The organism is Chloroflexota bacterium (assembly GCA_020161265.1).
In the GTDB taxonomy this organism is placed as follows: domain Bacteria; phylum Chloroflexota; class Chloroflexia; order Chloroflexales; family Herpetosiphonaceae; genus Herpetosiphon.
Genome location: JAIUOC010000013.1, coordinates 114,369 through 131,265, shown reverse-complemented (window position 1 = coordinate 131,265; position 16,897 = coordinate 114,369). Strand labels below are relative to the sequence as shown.

General features: G+C 49.1%; 13 protein-coding genes and 2 pseudogenes. 11 read left to right on the top strand and 4 right to left on the bottom strand.

The features are described 5' to 3' along the window. Nucleotides 1–182: 182 nt before the first annotated feature. The 3 genes from LCH85_24825 (at nucleotide 183) to LCH85_24815 (ending at nucleotide 2,390) form a co-directional block, all read left to right on the top strand. Nucleotides 183–626: a GNAT family N-acetyltransferase gene (locus LCH85_24825; GenBank protein ID MCA0355229.1), complete on the top strand. Its 444-nt coding sequence runs from the start codon at nucleotides 183–185 to the stop codon at nucleotides 624–626. An 83-nt stretch (nucleotides 627–709) separates the two neighbouring features. Beyond that, complete coding sequence (locus tag LCH85_24820; GenBank protein MCA0355228.1) at nucleotides 710–1,723, top strand: hypothetical protein; 1,014 nt, start codon at nucleotides 710–712, stop codon at nucleotides 1,721–1,723. Nucleotides 1,724–1,946: 223 nt separating this feature from the next. Further along, nucleotides 1,947–2,390: a hypothetical protein gene (locus LCH85_24815; protein ID MCA0355227.1), complete on the top strand. Its 444-nt coding sequence runs from the start codon at nucleotides 1,947–1,949 to the stop codon at nucleotides 2,388–2,390. 100 nt (nucleotides 2,391–2,490) lie between these two features. Here LCH85_24815 and LCH85_24810 read toward each other — a convergent pair whose 3' ends face one another. The 4 genes from LCH85_24810 to LCH85_24795 form a co-directional block, all read right to left on the bottom strand. Then, nucleotides 2,491–3,087 (bottom strand): response regulator, encoded by a 597-nt coding sequence (locus LCH85_24810; protein MCA0355226.1) that lies wholly within the window; start codon nucleotides 3,085–3,087, stop codon nucleotides 2,491–2,493. 748 nt (nucleotides 3,088–3,835) lie between these two features. Then, nucleotides 3,836–4,372, bottom strand: a complete 537-nt coding sequence (locus LCH85_24805) for a bifunctional nuclease family protein (GenBank protein ID MCA0355225.1) — start codon at nucleotides 4,370–4,372, stop codon at nucleotides 3,836–3,838. Nucleotides 4,373–4,535: 163 nt separating this feature from the next. Further along, entirely contained in the window at nucleotides 4,536–5,606 is a 1,071-nt protein-coding gene (locus LCH85_24800; GenBank protein MCA0355224.1) for a quinone-dependent dihydroorotate dehydrogenase, read from the bottom strand. 365 nt (nucleotides 5,607–5,971) lie between these two features. Continuing rightward, on the bottom strand, nucleotides 5,972–6,910 hold the full coding sequence (locus LCH85_24795; GenBank protein MCA0355223.1) for a biotin-dependent carboxyltransferase family protein: 939 nt from the start codon (nucleotides 6,908–6,910) through the stop codon (nucleotides 5,972–5,974). Nucleotides 6,911–7,352: 442 nt separating this feature from the next. Between LCH85_24795 and LCH85_24790 the strand changes: the two genes are divergently transcribed. The 8 genes and pseudogenes from LCH85_24790 (at nucleotide 7,353) to LCH85_24755 (ending at nucleotide 16,895) form a co-directional block, all read left to right on the top strand. Next, on the top strand, nucleotides 7,353–9,506 hold the full coding sequence (locus LCH85_24790; GenBank protein MCA0355222.1) for a hypothetical protein: 2,154 nt from the start codon (nucleotides 7,353–7,355) through the stop codon (nucleotides 9,504–9,506). A gap of 364 nt (nucleotides 9,507–9,870) precedes the next feature. Continuing rightward, on the top strand, nucleotides 9,871–10,824 hold the full coding sequence (locus tag LCH85_24785) for a hypothetical protein (GenBank protein MCA0355221.1): 954 nt from the start codon (nucleotides 9,871–9,873) through the stop codon (nucleotides 10,822–10,824). 98 nt (nucleotides 10,825–10,922) lie between these two features. Next, nucleotides 10,923–12,014, top strand: a pseudogene (locus LCH85_24780) (DNA gyrase subunit B). A gap of 3 nt (nucleotides 12,015–12,017) precedes the next feature. Beyond that, a pseudogene (locus tag LCH85_24775) lies at nucleotides 12,018–14,507 on the top strand (helix-turn-helix domain-containing protein). Nucleotides 14,508–14,567: 60 nt separating this feature from the next. Beyond that, on the top strand, nucleotides 14,568–14,924 hold the full coding sequence (locus LCH85_24770; protein ID MCA0355220.1) for a hypothetical protein: 357 nt from the start codon (nucleotides 14,568–14,570) through the stop codon (nucleotides 14,922–14,924). Nucleotides 14,925–15,343: 419 nt separating this feature from the next. After that, on the top strand, nucleotides 15,344–15,859 hold the full coding sequence (locus LCH85_24765; GenBank protein ID MCA0355219.1) for a hypothetical protein: 516 nt from the start codon (nucleotides 15,344–15,346) through the stop codon (nucleotides 15,857–15,859). Further along, nucleotides 15,856–16,317, top strand: coding sequence for a hypothetical protein (locus LCH85_24760; protein MCA0355218.1), 462 nt, complete (start codon nucleotides 15,856–15,858; stop codon nucleotides 16,315–16,317). The genes LCH85_24765 and LCH85_24760 overlap by 4 nt, the downstream gene beginning before the upstream one ends. After that, nucleotides 16,314–16,895, top strand: coding sequence for a hypothetical protein (locus tag LCH85_24755; GenBank protein MCA0355217.1), 582 nt, complete (start codon nucleotides 16,314–16,316; stop codon nucleotides 16,893–16,895). Before LCH85_24760 ends, LCH85_24755 begins: the two co-directional genes overlap by 4 nt. Nucleotides 16,896–16,897: the final 2 nt, after the last annotated feature.

The window sequence follows — 16,897 nt, the reverse complement described above, 5'->3', positions numbered from 1 at the left end:
AATGACGAGCGAATGGATGTCAGGAATCAGGAGCCAGAACCCACAATCCTAAACAATTATCTCTATGGTCTGTCCCCTGACAACTAGCACCTGACCCCTATCACACCATCTGCGCCTCTGAGTTAAAACCTAATCCCTTTTCATCCCTCATCCTTCATCCTTTTCTAAACAGAGGTTTTACCATGGCAACGATTCGTTTAGAACCAATTACCGAGGAAAACTTGCGGCCTGTGCTCAAACTCAAAGTTCGCGATGATCAAACCCAATTTGTGGCGCAAAATATGTTTTCGGTGGCCGAAGCCTATGTGCACCCCGATTGGGAGCCACGCGCGATTTATGCCGACAGCGATTTGGTTGGTTTTGTGATGATGGGCCGCGACACTAAAACTGGCCACGATTGGATTATTCGCTTTATGATTGGGGCCGAGCACCAAGGCAAGGGTTATTCCAAACCAGCACTTTTGGCCATCATCGAGCATCTCAAACATAAAGCTTATCGCACTGAAATTCGGCTGAGTTATGTGCCAGGCAATGAGGTCGCCGAAAAGCTTTATCAAAAAGTAGGCTTTGAAGCAACTGGCGAGGTCGAAGATGGCGAAATTATTATGCGCTTGAACGAGGCCTAATTCGATTATCAGCAACTCATCAGAGCGTTGTCACCCCAAACCGATCATAGGCGGCGTATACTGCACGATGAAAGGAGGCCATCGTGCACCGTTATTCACGTCTAATGCTTATTTTGGGCCTTGCATTGCTCAGCGCTTGCAGTAATAGCACCCCAGCTACGATACAACCATTGCCAGAACAGCCAACCGCTAGTATTCCAGCAGCCAACCCCGATCAATCAACCTCAACTCCAGCAGTCAGCCAAACCGCAGTCAGTGAGGATAATTCCGCTCCACCCAGCCCACCCAATCTACCAGCATTCGATGATCGTCAAGATCCGCTGAGCTTGTTGGCAAGCTTCTACAATGCGGTCAATCTCGCCGACTATCAACGTGCCTATGGCTATTTTGAAGTCGCGCCGATGCCGTTCGATCAATTCGAACAAGGCTACGAGCAAACACTTAGCGTCAAGGTGTTGATCGATCCGCATTTTGTGATTGATGTTGGTGCTGGCAACCAAAATACGAGGGTTGCTGCCGGCTTGATTGCTTATGATCGCCAAGCAGGTTGGCAATATTTTGTAGGTTGCTATGAATTGCATCGGGTCAATATCAACGGCCCAACTGAGCCTTGGCACATTCGCAATAGCCAATTTGAGCTGACCAACGATCTACAAGCTATGAGCCAACAGATTGGCCAAATTTGCCCAGCGATCGAGCCACCAGCCAGAGTTCAAACGCCTGAACAAACGTTAGCTCTGTATATCTCCACCTTGAACCAAGCCAATTATGCTCAAGCCTGGAATTATTGGCACGAACAACCAGCCAGCGATGTGGCAACCTGGAGCCAACAATTTGATCCGAACCAATCAATCCAAGTGTTGATTAACCCACAAGGTTTGATTGATGCTGGTGCAGGCAACTTGTATTATTCGACCAATCTGGTGTGGCTAACCAACGATCAAGATGGTCAATTGCAAGTACAAGCGGGCTGTGTCACATTGCATCGCAACAACACCGAGCCAGATCAGCCGTGGAAAATGCAAAGCCTAACGTTACAGGCATTGCAAGCAAACCCTACAGCGCTCGATCAAGCACTCAACAACCAATGCCAATAAGCTAGAATTTAATCAACACGCTATTGTGCGAATCACTCAATAGTAGATAGCTATTGACAAAAAGTAGCCTTTTTTGTCAATAGCGCCAGAGTTTAAACCCCAAGCTAGGTCGGCTATTGACAAAAAGTAGCGTTTTTTGTCAATAGCTATCGCGAACCAACAAACCAAAATCAACTAAACTATACCCAATGAAACAAGTTTGAAACATCAAGGGATACCATTCATGCCTGTTGCCAAACGCCTACGCGGCTTATGGATCGATGCAGTGTTGTTGGGGCTAGCCATTTCGTTGTTTATTCCAGCAATTGGGGCGGCTCAGGTAGCTGGATTTCCGCTTGGATTGACGATCGCACTCTTGCTGTTGCTGATTGGCGGCTTGATCGCGAAGGCAATTCGCCATGGTATGCACTTATACAGTCCGCCAGCTGAACGCGAAGCCAAACTCAATGGCCAAATTCAGCAGGCGCTGGTTGTGAGTGCCACCCCAACTGGCTGGCTACGCGGCACCTATGGTCGGCGGATTTTTGAGTTTGAGCTGGAATTACGCCTCGAACAAACCACGCGCAAAATCTATCCATTCCTTGAATTACTCAAAGCACCTGATGCAGGCGATATGGTGCAAGTCAAAATTCACCCCCATAATCCCAACGTCATTGTGCTCGCTTAACGCTTGAAGCGCTCCTGTCGGCAATCCAACAAGGGCGCTTCGTTTAGCTCGGCAATAAGCCAAAAAGACCAAAATCAAGCAAACGAGGCTGCTGGGGCAATTATGAGAGCAAGGCTTCAGCATCGATGATCGTCTGGGCAATATCTTTGAGTTTAACCCGCTTTTCGCGTGCCCGATGGCGCAACCGTTCGTAGGCATCGTGTTCGCTAATATTCAAGCGCTGCATCAAAATCCCTTTAGCTCGCTCGATTAATTTGCGAGCTTCCAGCGATTCATGCAAAGCATCAACTTCTTGGCGCAACGCACGAATTTCGGCAAAGCGAGCTAAGGCAATATCAATCGCTGGGGTTAATGCTTCCATCGTGACAGGTTTGACCAAATAGCCCAGTGCCCCAGCCCGTTCAGCCTTGCGAATGGTGTCGCGGTCGGTAAAAGCGGTTACCATTACAATTGGCATCGGGCGTTCAGCATAAAGCCGTGCGGCAACCTCGGTTCCTTCCAATTCGGGCAACTTAACATCAAGAATCGCCATATCAGGCTCTAATTGGCGTGCCAACTCCAAGGCTTGGGTTCCGGTGCGGGCAACTCCCACCACCTGAAAGCCCAAATCGGTCAAATATTCTTCCATGGTTAAGGCCACTAGTTCGTTATCTTCGGCTAACAAAATCCGAATCGTGGCTCGCTGCTCATCAGACATAACAAGGCTCCGTCTTCACTAGAAATGGCTGCCTACATCCTAGCATACTTTAAAAAGCATTTACACAGAGAATAAACAGGCAAATAAACACCTAAATACGTAGATAAATTCGATAAATTTAAATTTTAGGCTAGGAAGATTTAGTTTGTATGCATGTTCAGTTTCAACTTTTCCCAATTGGTTTAAATCCAATGCGCAGCATTGGGGATATCCCCAATATATTATTTAATTAGGATCATGAAATAGACGTTAACAGTAGAGTATGTGGATTTGTGGAAAGATCGCGTTTCATGTTGTTGTAGTGGCGCATGATTGATCGGGATAGATCGTGGAAGAGTTTCCCCATGTTCCCCATGGGTTTGGGGATTAGCTCATGTTGTGGATTGTTGTGCACGATCGGCGCACATGCTTTCCCCATGATTGTCCACATGACGGCGAGTTTTCCACACCAACAGGCTAGTTATCCCCATTTTGTGGATAACTTTGGGGATAACTGGCGAATAAACGGGGATAACGCTAAATCTAGGACAGAGTTTAGTTGCATGGCCCTAGATATAGTAGGCATGCCGCGTGGACGATATGTGGAAAAGCTGCTGATAACTCGGTGGAAAACCTCTGGATAGCATGATCGGCTCATGAGCCTGTGGATAGCTGTGGAAACATGTGGACAATCCAAGCCCTAAATTTGGGCACAAAAAAGCCCCAACTGAAGTATCAGTTGAGGCCAAAGGAGCGGGCTACAGGCGAGCTATTGATCCGATTCAGGATCGATTGAGTCGATGAATTTACGGAAGATCGAAAGCTCTTCTTCATCGGTGGTGGGGGCAGCCTCAGGTTCAGCCTGCGAAACCGATGTTGTCGGAATATCTTCGCTTTCGTCTTGGTCGTCCATCATATGGCCCAATTCATCCATCACATGGTCGGCCACGAAAATGGGGGCTTCAGCGCGAACTGCCAGGGCAATTGCATCGCTCGAACGTGAATCAAGCTCGATGGCTTGGCCGTTATTATCGACAACTAAGCGTGCAAAGAAGGTGCTATCGCGGAAATCGCTAACCACAACTTCGCGAATCGTGCCGCCCAGTGCTTTGACGGTTGCCAAAAGCAGATCGTGGGTCATTGGGCGTGGTGGCTCGTGGCCTTGGACGGCTAGTGCAATTGCATCGGCTTCAAACGGGCCGATCCAGATTGTCACATAGCGACGGCTGTTAAGTTCCCGCAGGACAACAATCCGTTGTTGTGTGAGTAGACTAAAGCGTATGCTATCAACCTGGACGCGAACCATAACGCTGAAACCTTTCTATGCATCATCGTGGTGCATACTTAGTTAATTGCCGCTCCATGCGATGCATCTTACCACGCCACCTAGGGCAGCGCAACCAGTTATGTCATGCTCTGGTGTCATCTTGATTTTGCCATACGGGTGACTTTGCGTCCCCTCTCTAGCGCTAAACGGCTGACCCAACGGCTGTTTGAATTGAATCAAAGCCATCACGCCGTAGTAATGCCGCTAGCTCACGGTTGATGGTGCCAACCAATTGTGGCCCAGCATAGATCAGGCTGGTATAGAGTTGCACGGCACTCGCGCCCGCCAAAATCCGTTCGTAAGCATCTTGGCCGCTGGCAATTCCGCCAACTCCAATCAATGGGAGCTTGCCGTTGGTTGTTTGATAGATATATTTGAGGGTTGTCAAGGCCTTGGTTTTGAGTGGAGCGCCACTTAAGCCGCCAGTTTCGGTTTGCTGAGCAGAACGTAAATTTTCGCGGCTGACAGTTGTATTGGTGGCGATAATCCCATCAACCCCAGCATCAAGCGCTGCGCCAAGCGCTGCATCCAAGCCTTCGCGATCTTCATCGGGCGAGAGCTTGACGAACAGTGGAGCCTGATGGCGTAATTGTTGGCGGGCAGTTTTGACAACCTGCAATAATTCGGCCAATGGCTCGCGGCGGCTGAGTTCGCGCAAACCAGGTGTATTCGGCGACGAAATATTGATCACAATGTAATCGGCATATTCACCAAGCAAATTAATGCCTTGGCGATAATCATCAGCGGCTTGTTCGTTTGGCGTAATTTTATTCTTGCCCAAATTAATTCCAAGTGGAATGATGCGGGGCTGTTTGGCTAAACGTTGAGCAAGTGCTGTAATTCCGGCATTATTAAATCCCATTCGATTGATTAATGCTTGATCTTCGATTAAACGAAATAAACGCGGCTGTTCGTTGCCAAATTGAGGTTTGGGCGTAACTGTACCCAATTCCAAAAAACCGAAGCCCAATTGACGCATTCCACGGATATGCGTGCCGTCTTTATCGAAACCTGCTGCTAAACCAACCGGATTATTAAACGTTAACCCACATAAATTGGTGTTAAGCAATGGGTCATTGTGATGGAAGGAACGGAATAATCCTGCGGTAAATGGTAAACGAGTGGCCAAATCTAGGCCTAAAGTGGTGAGCCGATGAGCTTTTTCTGGTGGTAAACGAAACAAAAGTGCTTTTGCAAGCTGATAGCTGCGCATAAAAAGCCTCAAATCTATGATTTTGGCCGCGACTATCGTTGGCCTTGGCGATTATACACAATCATTTGCTGGCCATGAAATATCCCACATATCCCAAGTTTCCCACATATCCCACATGGTTATCCACATTTTTGGGGGTAACTTTAAGCATTTGGGGATAGAATTGCGAACATGTGTTTTTATTAACAAGCGGGTTTTGAAATTATAACGAACATTTGTGTTATTATGGCTGTGGAAAAACAATTAATTTGACAAATTTCAAAAAGTTATCCCACATTATCCCACACTTACCCACATTTTTGAGGTATTGTTTATTTTTGCACAATCTTTTTGGGGGATAGGGAGTTAGTACCATAGGGTTAAGTCTAAATTGGTGTCCCAAGAATGAGTGGTTCTGGCTCGAAGTTGGCTTTGAGGATGTTTAGTTGTTCAGCAAAAGCGCGTTCGGCTAGTGTAACCCCGATTGGCTGAAATTGCAAATACTCCGAAGCCAAGCGCTGAGCCAGTTTTGGCAAGTCGGCGCGAATCACCACGCCAAGCACTGGGTAGCCACCAGTGGTTTGGGCATCGGCCAACAGCACAATTGGCTGACCATCAGGTGGTAGCTGAATTGTGCCTGGCACAACCCCAAATGATCGAACTGCTTGAGTCGGAGCTGCCAAAGCTGACCCGTCGCAACGATAGCCCATGCGATTGCTTTTGCTGCTAATTTGCCAGGTTTGGGCTTGAAATTGGCGTTGAAGGTTGTTGGAAAGTTGGCGATTGGGCAGATAGCGAATTGGGGCTTGGCTTGAAATGCTGGATGCTGTGTCCAAACCACGCCCAGCAAGGCTCAAATTTGGCTCGGTATAGGCCAATTGATCGCCAATGTTCAAGGGCCGCGCTAAATAGCCTGGCCATGGTGCGCCGAGTAATGTGCTTTGCGAACCAAGTTGGTGTGCAATGCTGAAGCCGCCTGAAATTGCCAAGTAACAACGTGCGCCAACGTGGCGTTGGGTAAACCGCAATTCGCTATCAGGCCGCACCAGCCATGCTCGGCCAAGGCTGATTGGCTGATTGTTTAATTCTGCGCCTAAATCTGCACCGACCAAACTGATGATGGTTAATTGGCTGAAGTGCAAACAAGCACCAGCTGCGGTAATTTCGAGGCTGGCACGATCTGTATCATTGCCAACCAAGCGGCTTGCTAAGCCATGCGCTACCCAATCAAGCGCTCCGCTGGCGGGCACACCCCAATGGCGTAGGCCTGCACGCCCCGCATCCTGCAACGTTATCAACATGCTGGTTTGGCGAATCGTCAACATAGGCCTAAGTATACGCCAAGTCAAAAGGCAAAAGTCAGAAGGCAAAAATTAAAAAGAACATAGAGCAAAGAGCATAGAACATAGGGGCCAGCGGTCAAGGGCGATGGAGCAGGGAATCGCTAATAGGATGAGAATCAAAACAATCTGGGTGTATCTGGGGCTAAAAATAAATTTTGTGAATGAGGTTTTAACGCAGAGGCGCAGAGTGGAGAGGGGCTATAGGCTGAAGGCGCTAGGCTATCGGATGATTCGTGGCATCCTAAAGATCATAACAACCTAAATGCCAAAAGCCAACAGCCTATAGCCTAGCGCCCTCGTGGAACGTTCTAGCCTTTGGTTGGCGAATGCGCGTATAATGGGGCTAACCACTTTTTATTGCTACGGATTAATTAATTACTATCGGCTATCGTTGATTGCGGTTGTACTTGTTGGAGGCAAGCCCATGACTACGCGTACCCTTCGGATTGTGCTCCTGCTGGGGTTGGTGCTGCTCTTTTTCGGTGGCTCGTATACCCAAGCGCGTGAGCTACAACGGCCAACGCCGCGCTCGCAAACCATGCTTGTGCCAACAACCTACATCAACCAAAGCTTCGATACTGCTAGTTTTCCGCCGCTCAATTGGTCAACAACAATTATTACCTCGACCGACACGCCTGATCCTGAATGGACGTATGTGACAAGTGCGACGCGCCCGACGGCCCAGCCTCATACTGGCGCGGGCATGGCCCATTTCAATAGCTATTCGACAATCAACGGCAATGCAGCGCGATTATCAGTCGTGCTCACTCCCACAACCAGCGTGTTGCGGGTCAGTTTTTGGTATTACCATAGCGCGATTTTTCCAACATCGGCTGATACGTTGCTGTTGCAAACCAGCAGCGATGGCCAAAACTACGTAACTCACGCCAGCTATCCACGCTATCGGGCAACCGATGGTTGGACGCAGTATCAGCTTGATTTGCCGTTTGCTAGCGCAGGTCAGCCGTTTTACCTTGGATTTTTAGGCATCAGCGATTTTGGGGCCAATCTTTTGCTCGATGATGTGCTGATTCAAGATACGCCGCCGATTGAAATTTTTGGCACAACCAGCAATCAAGGTTGTGCTGGCGATACCTTGCTCTATCCTTTAAGTGTCCGCAACAATTACCCTAATGCTCAAACGCTCAATTTGAATTTGGCCGCAAGTGTTTGGCCCAGCAGTTTGCCGTTTAATCAGCTTGCTATTCCTGCTCAAAGCAGCCGCCCAATTACGGTTAGTGTGCAGATTCCAGCAACTGCCCAGCCGCATACCAGCGATCAAACGACTTTGCAATTGAGCAATGGCTTAGTTGAGCTGAATCAAGCAATTGTAACGAATTGTGCCCTTGGGCAGTGGATTGATCGCGAGGATTCGTTGGTTGCTGCGCGTTATTCATCAGTAGTTAGTGCTGATGGAGCGCTTTTCCAAATCGGTGGTCAAGGGCCAAATAACAATTCGCCTGCTTTGGCGAATACCCTACGCTACCAGCCAATTACGGGGAGTTGGCAACAACGGGCGGCCATGCTTACACCAGTATTTGGCGCTGATGCCGCTACCCTCAACGGCGAAATTTATGTGGCTGGGGGCTATACCACTGGTGGCTCGACCACGACAGGTTTGATCAGCAGCTTACAAATTTATTCGCCAACGCTCGATACTTGGCGCAGCGGCCCTAGTTTGCCAATCGCATTAGCCTATTATCAATCGGCAGTTGTTAATGGCAACCTCTATATTATTGGTGGGTCGAATGGCAGCAATGGTTTAGCTAGCGTCTGGATTTTCGATCCTATTGCGCAAGTATGGAATGCTGGCCCATCCATGACGACCGCCAGGGCATTTGCTTCGGCTGGCGTGATTGGCAATAAAATCTATCTTGCAGGCGGCACGGCTACAATCAGCAATCAAACTGCCATGGATACCATGGAGATCTATGATCCCAACTTGAATATTTGGATGCCTGCGCCAAACTTGCCACGCCGCCAAATGCAAGGTGGCGATGCTCAAATTCTTGATCGCTTTTTTGTGATTACTACAGGCTATTCAATGCCAGTTGTCGCCTCGAACTCAAGCCTGATCTTTGATCAACACACCAATCAATGGTCAGAAGTATTGTTGAATAGCTCGCGCTATGGAGCCGAGGCCGATAGCATCAACGACACGGTGTTTGTGGTTGGCGGTCGGCAGTTTGCCAATAATGTTTTTACCATGAGCAGCCGCAACGAATCATTCCAAATCTGTCGGTTTGTACTTACCACCGCCACGCCAACCCCAACGGCTACCAACACGCCCACCGCGACGGCCACCGCGACGCCCACCAACACCGCTACCGCTACACCGACCGCAACGGCCACCAACACGCCAACCAATACAGCGACGGGTACTCCAACCAATACCCCAACCGTTACGTTAACCCCGACCAACACGTCAACAGCGACGGCCACGAATACGCCGACCAATACGCCAACGTCAACGGCGACGAGTTCACCAACCCATAGCCCAACCAATACGCCAACCGCGACCCAAACCATCGAATTGCCTGATCTCTTCTTGCCACTGGTTGGGGTGGAATTGCGCTAACCGTAATGTGGGATAGAGCATAGAGCATAGAACATAGAGCATAGATGAGTGGACTAGAACCGGGGGCTAGGGATCAGGGATCAGAGACTATATTTAACCCAGAGGCATAGGCAAGCTAGGGGGATAGCGATCAGAATCCAAGATTGATGATGGGATTTCGATAATTCAAAGCTGAACCCTCATCGCTGAATCCTGACCCCTTCGCGCTCTTCGCGGTTGCTGCTCTTCGTCCTCTTCGTGTCCTTCGTGGATCAAAAACTAAATCTACATCATATGTTCTATACTAGGTGTTCGATGTTCTAAATATCGAAAATTTGTGCTAAAATATTATGTTATAATAGGGCTTTTGTGGTATAATAGAGCCATGAATAGACGTTTACAACCACAAGCCCAAGAGCCACAACGGCGCAATCTTCCGGAACGTCTAAGCCAAGGATTTCGCGTCGTTCGTCGAGCACCTTGGGTTATTTTAATGCCAATTTTGCTGGATCTATGGCTCACGTTGCTGCCAGCTTTAGCGCCCAATCGCTGGCTTGCGAGCATTGGCAGCGTCATCAGCCGTTTTAGCCAAGCCCAAGGCCAACAGCTTTGGTCGCAGGCCAATGAGTTGTTACAAACCATCGATTTGCGTTCAAGCGCCGTTGGTACCTATCTCGTGCCCAGTTTGTTCAGTGGCGATGGCACGCCCTCGATCTACCCTGGTGCACCATGGTTGTTCAACGGTTGGTTGACGTTATTGCTGGTGCTTGGGTTGAATGTCGCTGGCTTAGGCCTAAGCGCATTGGTCTTGTTTTGGCTCGGCCAGCAGCTCGGTACAACTAAGCCAGCATTATCGGCGTTGCCCAAACAACTTTGGGCCTTGACCAAGATGTGCTTGATTATTGTTGGGCTTGGTTTACTCTTTGGCATTCCGGCGTTTGTGGCTGCTAGCTTTTTGCTTTCGGCCAGCGCGTTTGGGGCGCAACTGGTGTTGGCAGCGTTTGGCGTGATGCTGATTGCGCTGTGGCTTTATGCCAGCCTTGCCCCAGCAGCAATTATTATTGGCCAACAATCAGCCCTAGTGGCGCTCTACCAAAGCTATAATCTCGTTCGTCAACAGCCCCGCGAAGCCTTTCCGCTGATCCTCGCGAGTGGCGTTTTGATCCATGGCACGGCCTTTTTACTGCGGCCATTAGCCAGCGATCTGATCAGCATTATTGCCGCTAGCACTCTGTTTGGGTTGCTTAGCTGTAGTTTACAAGCAGCAAAATTAGCCTTTTATAGCGAACGTGTTGGCTCACTTGCCCACCGTTTTCCTGTTGCCCTAACACAAAAGTGAGGTTCGATTCGATGGCGACAAATTCCAATCAGAGTACATACGATGCCGCCCAGATTCAAATGTTGCGCGGCTTGGAAGCAGTACGCGAAAACATGGGGATGTATCTCGGTGGCCAAGACACGTCAGCATTACATCACTTGGTCTATGAAGTTGTCGATAACTCGGTTGACGAGGCCTTGGCTGGCTTCTGCGATACGATCATCGTCGAGATGCGGACTGATGGGTCAATCGCTGTCGTCGATAATGGGCGCGGGATTCCCACCGATATTCACCCAGTCGAGGGGCGTTCGGCCTTGGAAATTGTGCTGACCGAGCTGCACGCTGGTGGTAAGTTCAAAGGCTCACAGGGCTACAAGGTTTCTGGTGGTTTGCACGGGGTCGGGGTTTCGGCAGTTAACGCAGTTTCCGAATTTTTGCGGGCTGAAGTTAAACGCGATGGTAAGCTGTGGGCGCAAGATTTTCGCCTTGGCATGCCTCAGGCTCCAGTCAAAGCAGTTGGCGATGCCGAGGGCACGGGCACAACGATTATCTTCAAGCCTGATGCCCAATTATTTACCACGGTTGATTTCAACTATCGCACCTTGGCTAATCGTTTGCGCGATATGGCCTACCTCAACAAGAGCCTGCGTTTCAAACTGGTCGATTATAACCATGATCGCGAAGTAACCTATTATTTCGATGGTGGGATTGTCTCGTTTGTGCGCCATCTGACGCGCGAAAAAGGCCCAGTGCTAGCTCAGCCGTTCTACGTCGAAAAACCTTATGAAAACGTCAATGTTGAAATTGCAATGCAATACACTGGCGATTTCAACGAAAATCTTTTAGCCTTCACCAACAATATTGCCAACCCCGATGGCGGTACGCACGTCACTGGCTTCCGAGCAGCCTTGACCCGCACGATCAATGCCTATGGTCGCAATAAAGGTTTGCTCAAAGAAGGCGATGCACTTTCAGGTGAAGATGTGCGCGAAGGCTTGACCGCGATTATCAGCATTAAGCTATTTCGCCCGCAATTTGAAAGTCAAACCAAATCCAAATTGGCAACGCCTGAAGCTAAAACTGCCGTCGAAACCGTGCTCAACGAGGCGCTTTCGGCATTCTTGGATGAAAATCCCAACGAAGCCCGCCGAATCATCGAGAAATCGCTGTTGGCCTCACGCGCCCGCGATGCCGCCCGTAAAGCCCGCGATTTGGTGCAACGCAAAGGTGCACTCGAAGGCTTTGCACTACCTGGCAAACTGGCCGACTGCTCAGATAAAGAGCCTGCTCACTGCGAAATCTTCATCGTCGAAGGCGATAGCGCTGGTGGATGCTTCTCTGGAGATACGCTCGTTGCGCTTGCTGACGGACGTAATTTATCATTCAAAGATATTGTGGCAGAGCAAGCCCAGGGGATTGAGCACTTCTGTTACACCATTCGCAAAGATGGCAAGATTGGATTAGAACGCATTATCAATCCACGCATTACCAAGCGCAACGCTCAAGTCATCAATGTCCATCTTGATAATGGCGATGTAATTACCTGTACACCTGATCATCGTTTTATGCTTCGTGATGGTAGCTACAAGCCAGCGAGTCAACTAGCCCCAACCGATTCACTCATGCCGTTGTATCGGAAACAAGCCAGTGAATATAATATTGTGCTTGATCCGCAAACAAATATATGGGTTGAAGTTGAAACTGATGTTGCATTAGCTGCATTAGAAATTGGCGCTCCAACTAACCATAAAATTATTAAAATCGAAGCCGTCGATCAATTGATTGATGTATATGATATTGAAGTACCCTATACCCATAACTTTGCTTTAGCATCGGGCATTTTTGTTCATAACAGCGCAAAACAAGGCCGTGATCGCCGTTTTCAAGCGATTTTGCCGCTGCGCGGTAAAATTCTGAACGTAGAAAAATCACGTTTGGATAAGATGCTGGCGAATAATGAAGTTCGAGCATTAATTACTGCACTTGGCACAGGTATTGGCGAAACATTTGATATTTCGCGTTTGCGCTACCATCGCATTTTGATTATGAGTGTCGCAGGTGATGAGCCAACTTTGATTCGTAATGGTCAAGGCCATACTGAATTTGTGCGGATCGGCGAATTTATCGATCAATGTATTGCAGGTCAACGGAGCGCTAGCGAATACGAAGTGATCAGCTTTGATCAAAAGCGTCATGTTGCGCGTTTTCGCCCACTCAAAGCCGTGATGCGTCACGCCAACCATGAGCCAATGTACAAACTGACCACACGCTATGGCCGCTCGGTCAAAGTAACCGCCTCGCATAGCGTCTTTGTGCTCGAAAATGGGCAGCCTGTGTTGAAAAAGGGCGATCAAATTCGACTTGGCGATCAGTTGGTTGCCAGCCGTCGAATTCCACGGCCTGCCAGCCAACCCCGCGAAATCGACCTTGTGAAGCTGTTTGCTGAAGCAGGCTTGATTGATAACCTGTATTTGCGCGGCGAAAGTGTTCGCACCATCGCAGCCCAACGGGTGCTCAACAACGTTTCGCAGCCTGAACAATGGAACGAAGCACGGATTAACCTGCATACTGCTGCTTGGGAACGCTTGGTCGAATATCGCCAAGCCAATGGCCTCAGCCAAAAAGCGGTTGCCCAACGGCTTGGAGTCAAGCAAGCGATTACGATTAGTCAATGGGAACGTGGCATGCTGCGGCCTATTCAATCGCAATTTGATGACTATTTGGCAACGATTGGCTGGGAAGAACCGATCAGCTACGAACTTGTGCCATCAAAGATTGAGCGTTTGTTGCTGCAAGATGATAGTAGCGCTAACGCCCGCTGGCGCGAAGTGAGCAACTACAAAGCCTTTGATAGTTTCAGCAACGATGAGCTAGATTTGCTTGATCGTGACGTTGAGCTTGTGCCGCAAGCCCACGACGACCGCGCATTCCCGCGCATGTTGAGCATCACCCCAGAATTGCTGTGGTTCTTGGGCTGGTTCACCGCTGAAGGCTCCTTGAGCAAACATCAAGTCAGTTTGTCGTTGGGACAAAAAGATGCAGCCTTTTTCGATGAGCTAAAAACCACGATCGAGCAGCTCTTTGGCGAAACACCACGCTTCTACCAATCGCCCGATAATGGCGGGATCAAATGCTATTTCCATAGCGTTTTGGCGGCGCGGCTGATTCGAGCCTTAGGCTTGGGTTCAGTTGCCCATCAAAAACGTGTGCCAAATATGCTGTTCAGCTTGAGCAACGATTTGCAGCGCAGCTATCTCGAAGGCTATTTCCTTGGCGATGGCACACTCAGCGGTAGCACAATCAGCATGACCACCAATTCGACCGAACTCAAAGATGGCTTGCTCTATTTGCTTGGACAGCTTGGTATTTTTGCTGGTGTTAGCAACATCAAGCCCAACTTACCAGCCGATGCACCAATTCAAACCGTGCACGACTACTACAATATTGCAATTAGCGGCAAGCAACAGCTAGAGCAATTGCGTGGGGTTTGGCAGCGCCACCATTTGGCCGCCAAAGTCGAGGCACATTTGGCCAAACCAGCGACCAAAGCTCAAGCCTTCACGCCATTGAGCGACGATATGGTTGGCTTAGAAGTCTTGGCAGTTGAAGAATTGGCTCCAACTGGCGAGTTCGTCTACGACTTCTCAGTCGAAGAAGACGAAAACTTCCTGTGTGGCACTGGCGGTTTATACGCTCACAATACCGATGCTGATGTGGATGGAAGTCACATCCGCACTTTGTTGCTGACCTTCTTCTTCCGCCATATGCGCGATTTGATTACCAATGGGCACTTGTATGTGGCTCAGCCGCCGTTGTTCCGGGTGCAACATGGCAAGGCCTACAAATATGTTTACGATGAAGCCACCCGCGATGAGTACATTCGCTCATTGCCAGCAGGCACCAAAGTCACCGTTCAGCGCTTCAAAGGGCTAGGCGAAATGAATCCCGACCAATTGTGGGACACCACGCTCAACCCTGGCAATCGCATGATTTTACAAGTGACAGTTGAAGATGCGATGGAAGCCGATGAAACCTTCTCGATGTTGATGGGTGAAATCGTGTTGCCGCGCAAGCGTTTTATCCAAACCCACGCCGCCGACGTGAAAAATTTGGATGTGTAGGCGGTTTCAATAATAGCTATTAAACTGAGGCAGGGCTGGCAATCGCTGGCCCTGTTACTCTTTATAAAGCAAAATCAGGCTTTGGACTGAGTGAGAATCGCCGCCAAGTCTCACGGACTATCAAGCCTTCGTGGTATAATAGCGCCATTGACGTTGACGAAATCCGTGGATTGAGCCTTATTTGTTCTTCAGAGAGCCGCAGCTGCTGGGATTGCGGTGAACATTGCCAATCTATCCAATTTCTGAGTCGTAACGCCCCGCGTTCGGGTTGCTTCCGTTAGCAAGCTTTTCGAGGTTGTTGCATGCAACGACGAACGAAGGTGGCACCACGAGAGCTTTTGCGCTCTTCGTCCTTCTCTAGGGACGAGGGGCGTTTTTAATGTCGAAATTTTCGCCCAACCCAAGCGTTGAGGTTTGTTATGTCATGGGAAATCGGCTTAGTAACGTTCGGCAGTATTGTTGGTTTGGTGGTTATTCTGTGGATTTTTAGTCGCTTGGCCTGGGGCGGTGGCATGCAACAGCCATCATACCAATTGTTGAACCCAGCCAAGGAACGCCCAGTGTCCACCCATTTTGCCCAACCCGACCAAGAATCGATTGTGGTTCGCTGTAAACAATGTCATTTTAGTCATGCGCTGCCAGATATTAGCAAAATGCCAGCGTTTTTAGCCTCGGTAGCCCAAGCTAGTAGCGATAGTGGCGAGCTTAAATCGATTTGTCCGCATTGCGAGGGCGTGCTGCAAAGCTGGATTCGTCAAGCAATTCAGCATAATGGCAGCCAACAAACCATTGATTTTGCAGTATTACGGCGTGGTCAACGCCGCTTGTACGAAGTTGAAACAATTATCTATGAGTCATTGGGCGAAATTCCCCAACCATACCGTAGTTTGGTGGCGGAAGCGCTGAATGAGCCAGAACCAGAGGAAATTACATGATTATTCGAGGCGATCACGCCGATTTAATCCATAATCACGAGGGTCGTTTAGCACCTGACCAACAACGTCAACTCCAAGCGATGCGGGCTTTTCGAGTGCCATTTTTGCCGATGCTGCTCATCGGTTTGGCGCTGATTAGCTATGGAACATTGCGTTTCGATACCTTGGGCTGGGTTGTTGCGGGATTGGGCGGTGTGTTAATTATCAATGCTTGGGTTCGTCGCCAAAGCCAAGCCGCGCTCAAGGCTGGCGTGGTGCAAGCGATTACCGGCGAACTCGAAAAAATTCGGCCAGTGCCGTTTGCTATGTTTGAATCTGAGCTAGTGATCAATAAACGTTCGTATGCGCTCTTAGCCAAATTGGGTCACCAACCGCTCCAGGTTGGACAACCGTACACAATCTATGTAGCCAAGGGTGTTTCACGCATGGGTATTATCGTGGCGGTTGAAACAGCATGAGCAAGCGTCAATCCAAGCGCCCAACTGGCGAGGAATTAGCCAAAATTCGCGAACATAATGCCCAAGTAGTGCAAATCCAAGCGGTTGATCTGGTTTGGGGCATCAAAGCCGAGTTGCCAAGCAATCGACGTGGCGAGTTGCATCCTGATCAAATTAAACGCATTTTGAAAATCTCAATTTTTGATATTTGGATTCGTTTGGCCTTTGGGGGATTCTTCTTGGTGTTTGCGCTAACCCAACGCACCGATTCGTGGCAGTTTTGGGTTCCGCTTGCCATCGCGTTATTTCCCTTAGTTAGTGCGATCAATGGGGCACTTGCTCGTCAGCGGCTCAATAAAGCCAAAGTCGAAACGCTCGAAGGCAGTTTAAACGAGGTCAAAATGCATCGTTCCGAGGCAGTTTCGGCCACCTTGCACCGCGATAGCTTATATATGTTTTTGCTGAACGACCAACACAGCAAAACTTTGCCCAAGCCCAACCAAGCCTACCGTTTTTATGTGGCATTCGGGGTGATTCGGCCAGGAATTGTCGTTGCAATCGAGGAATTAGATCAGCTTGCTGCGTCAGCCGACGCATAATT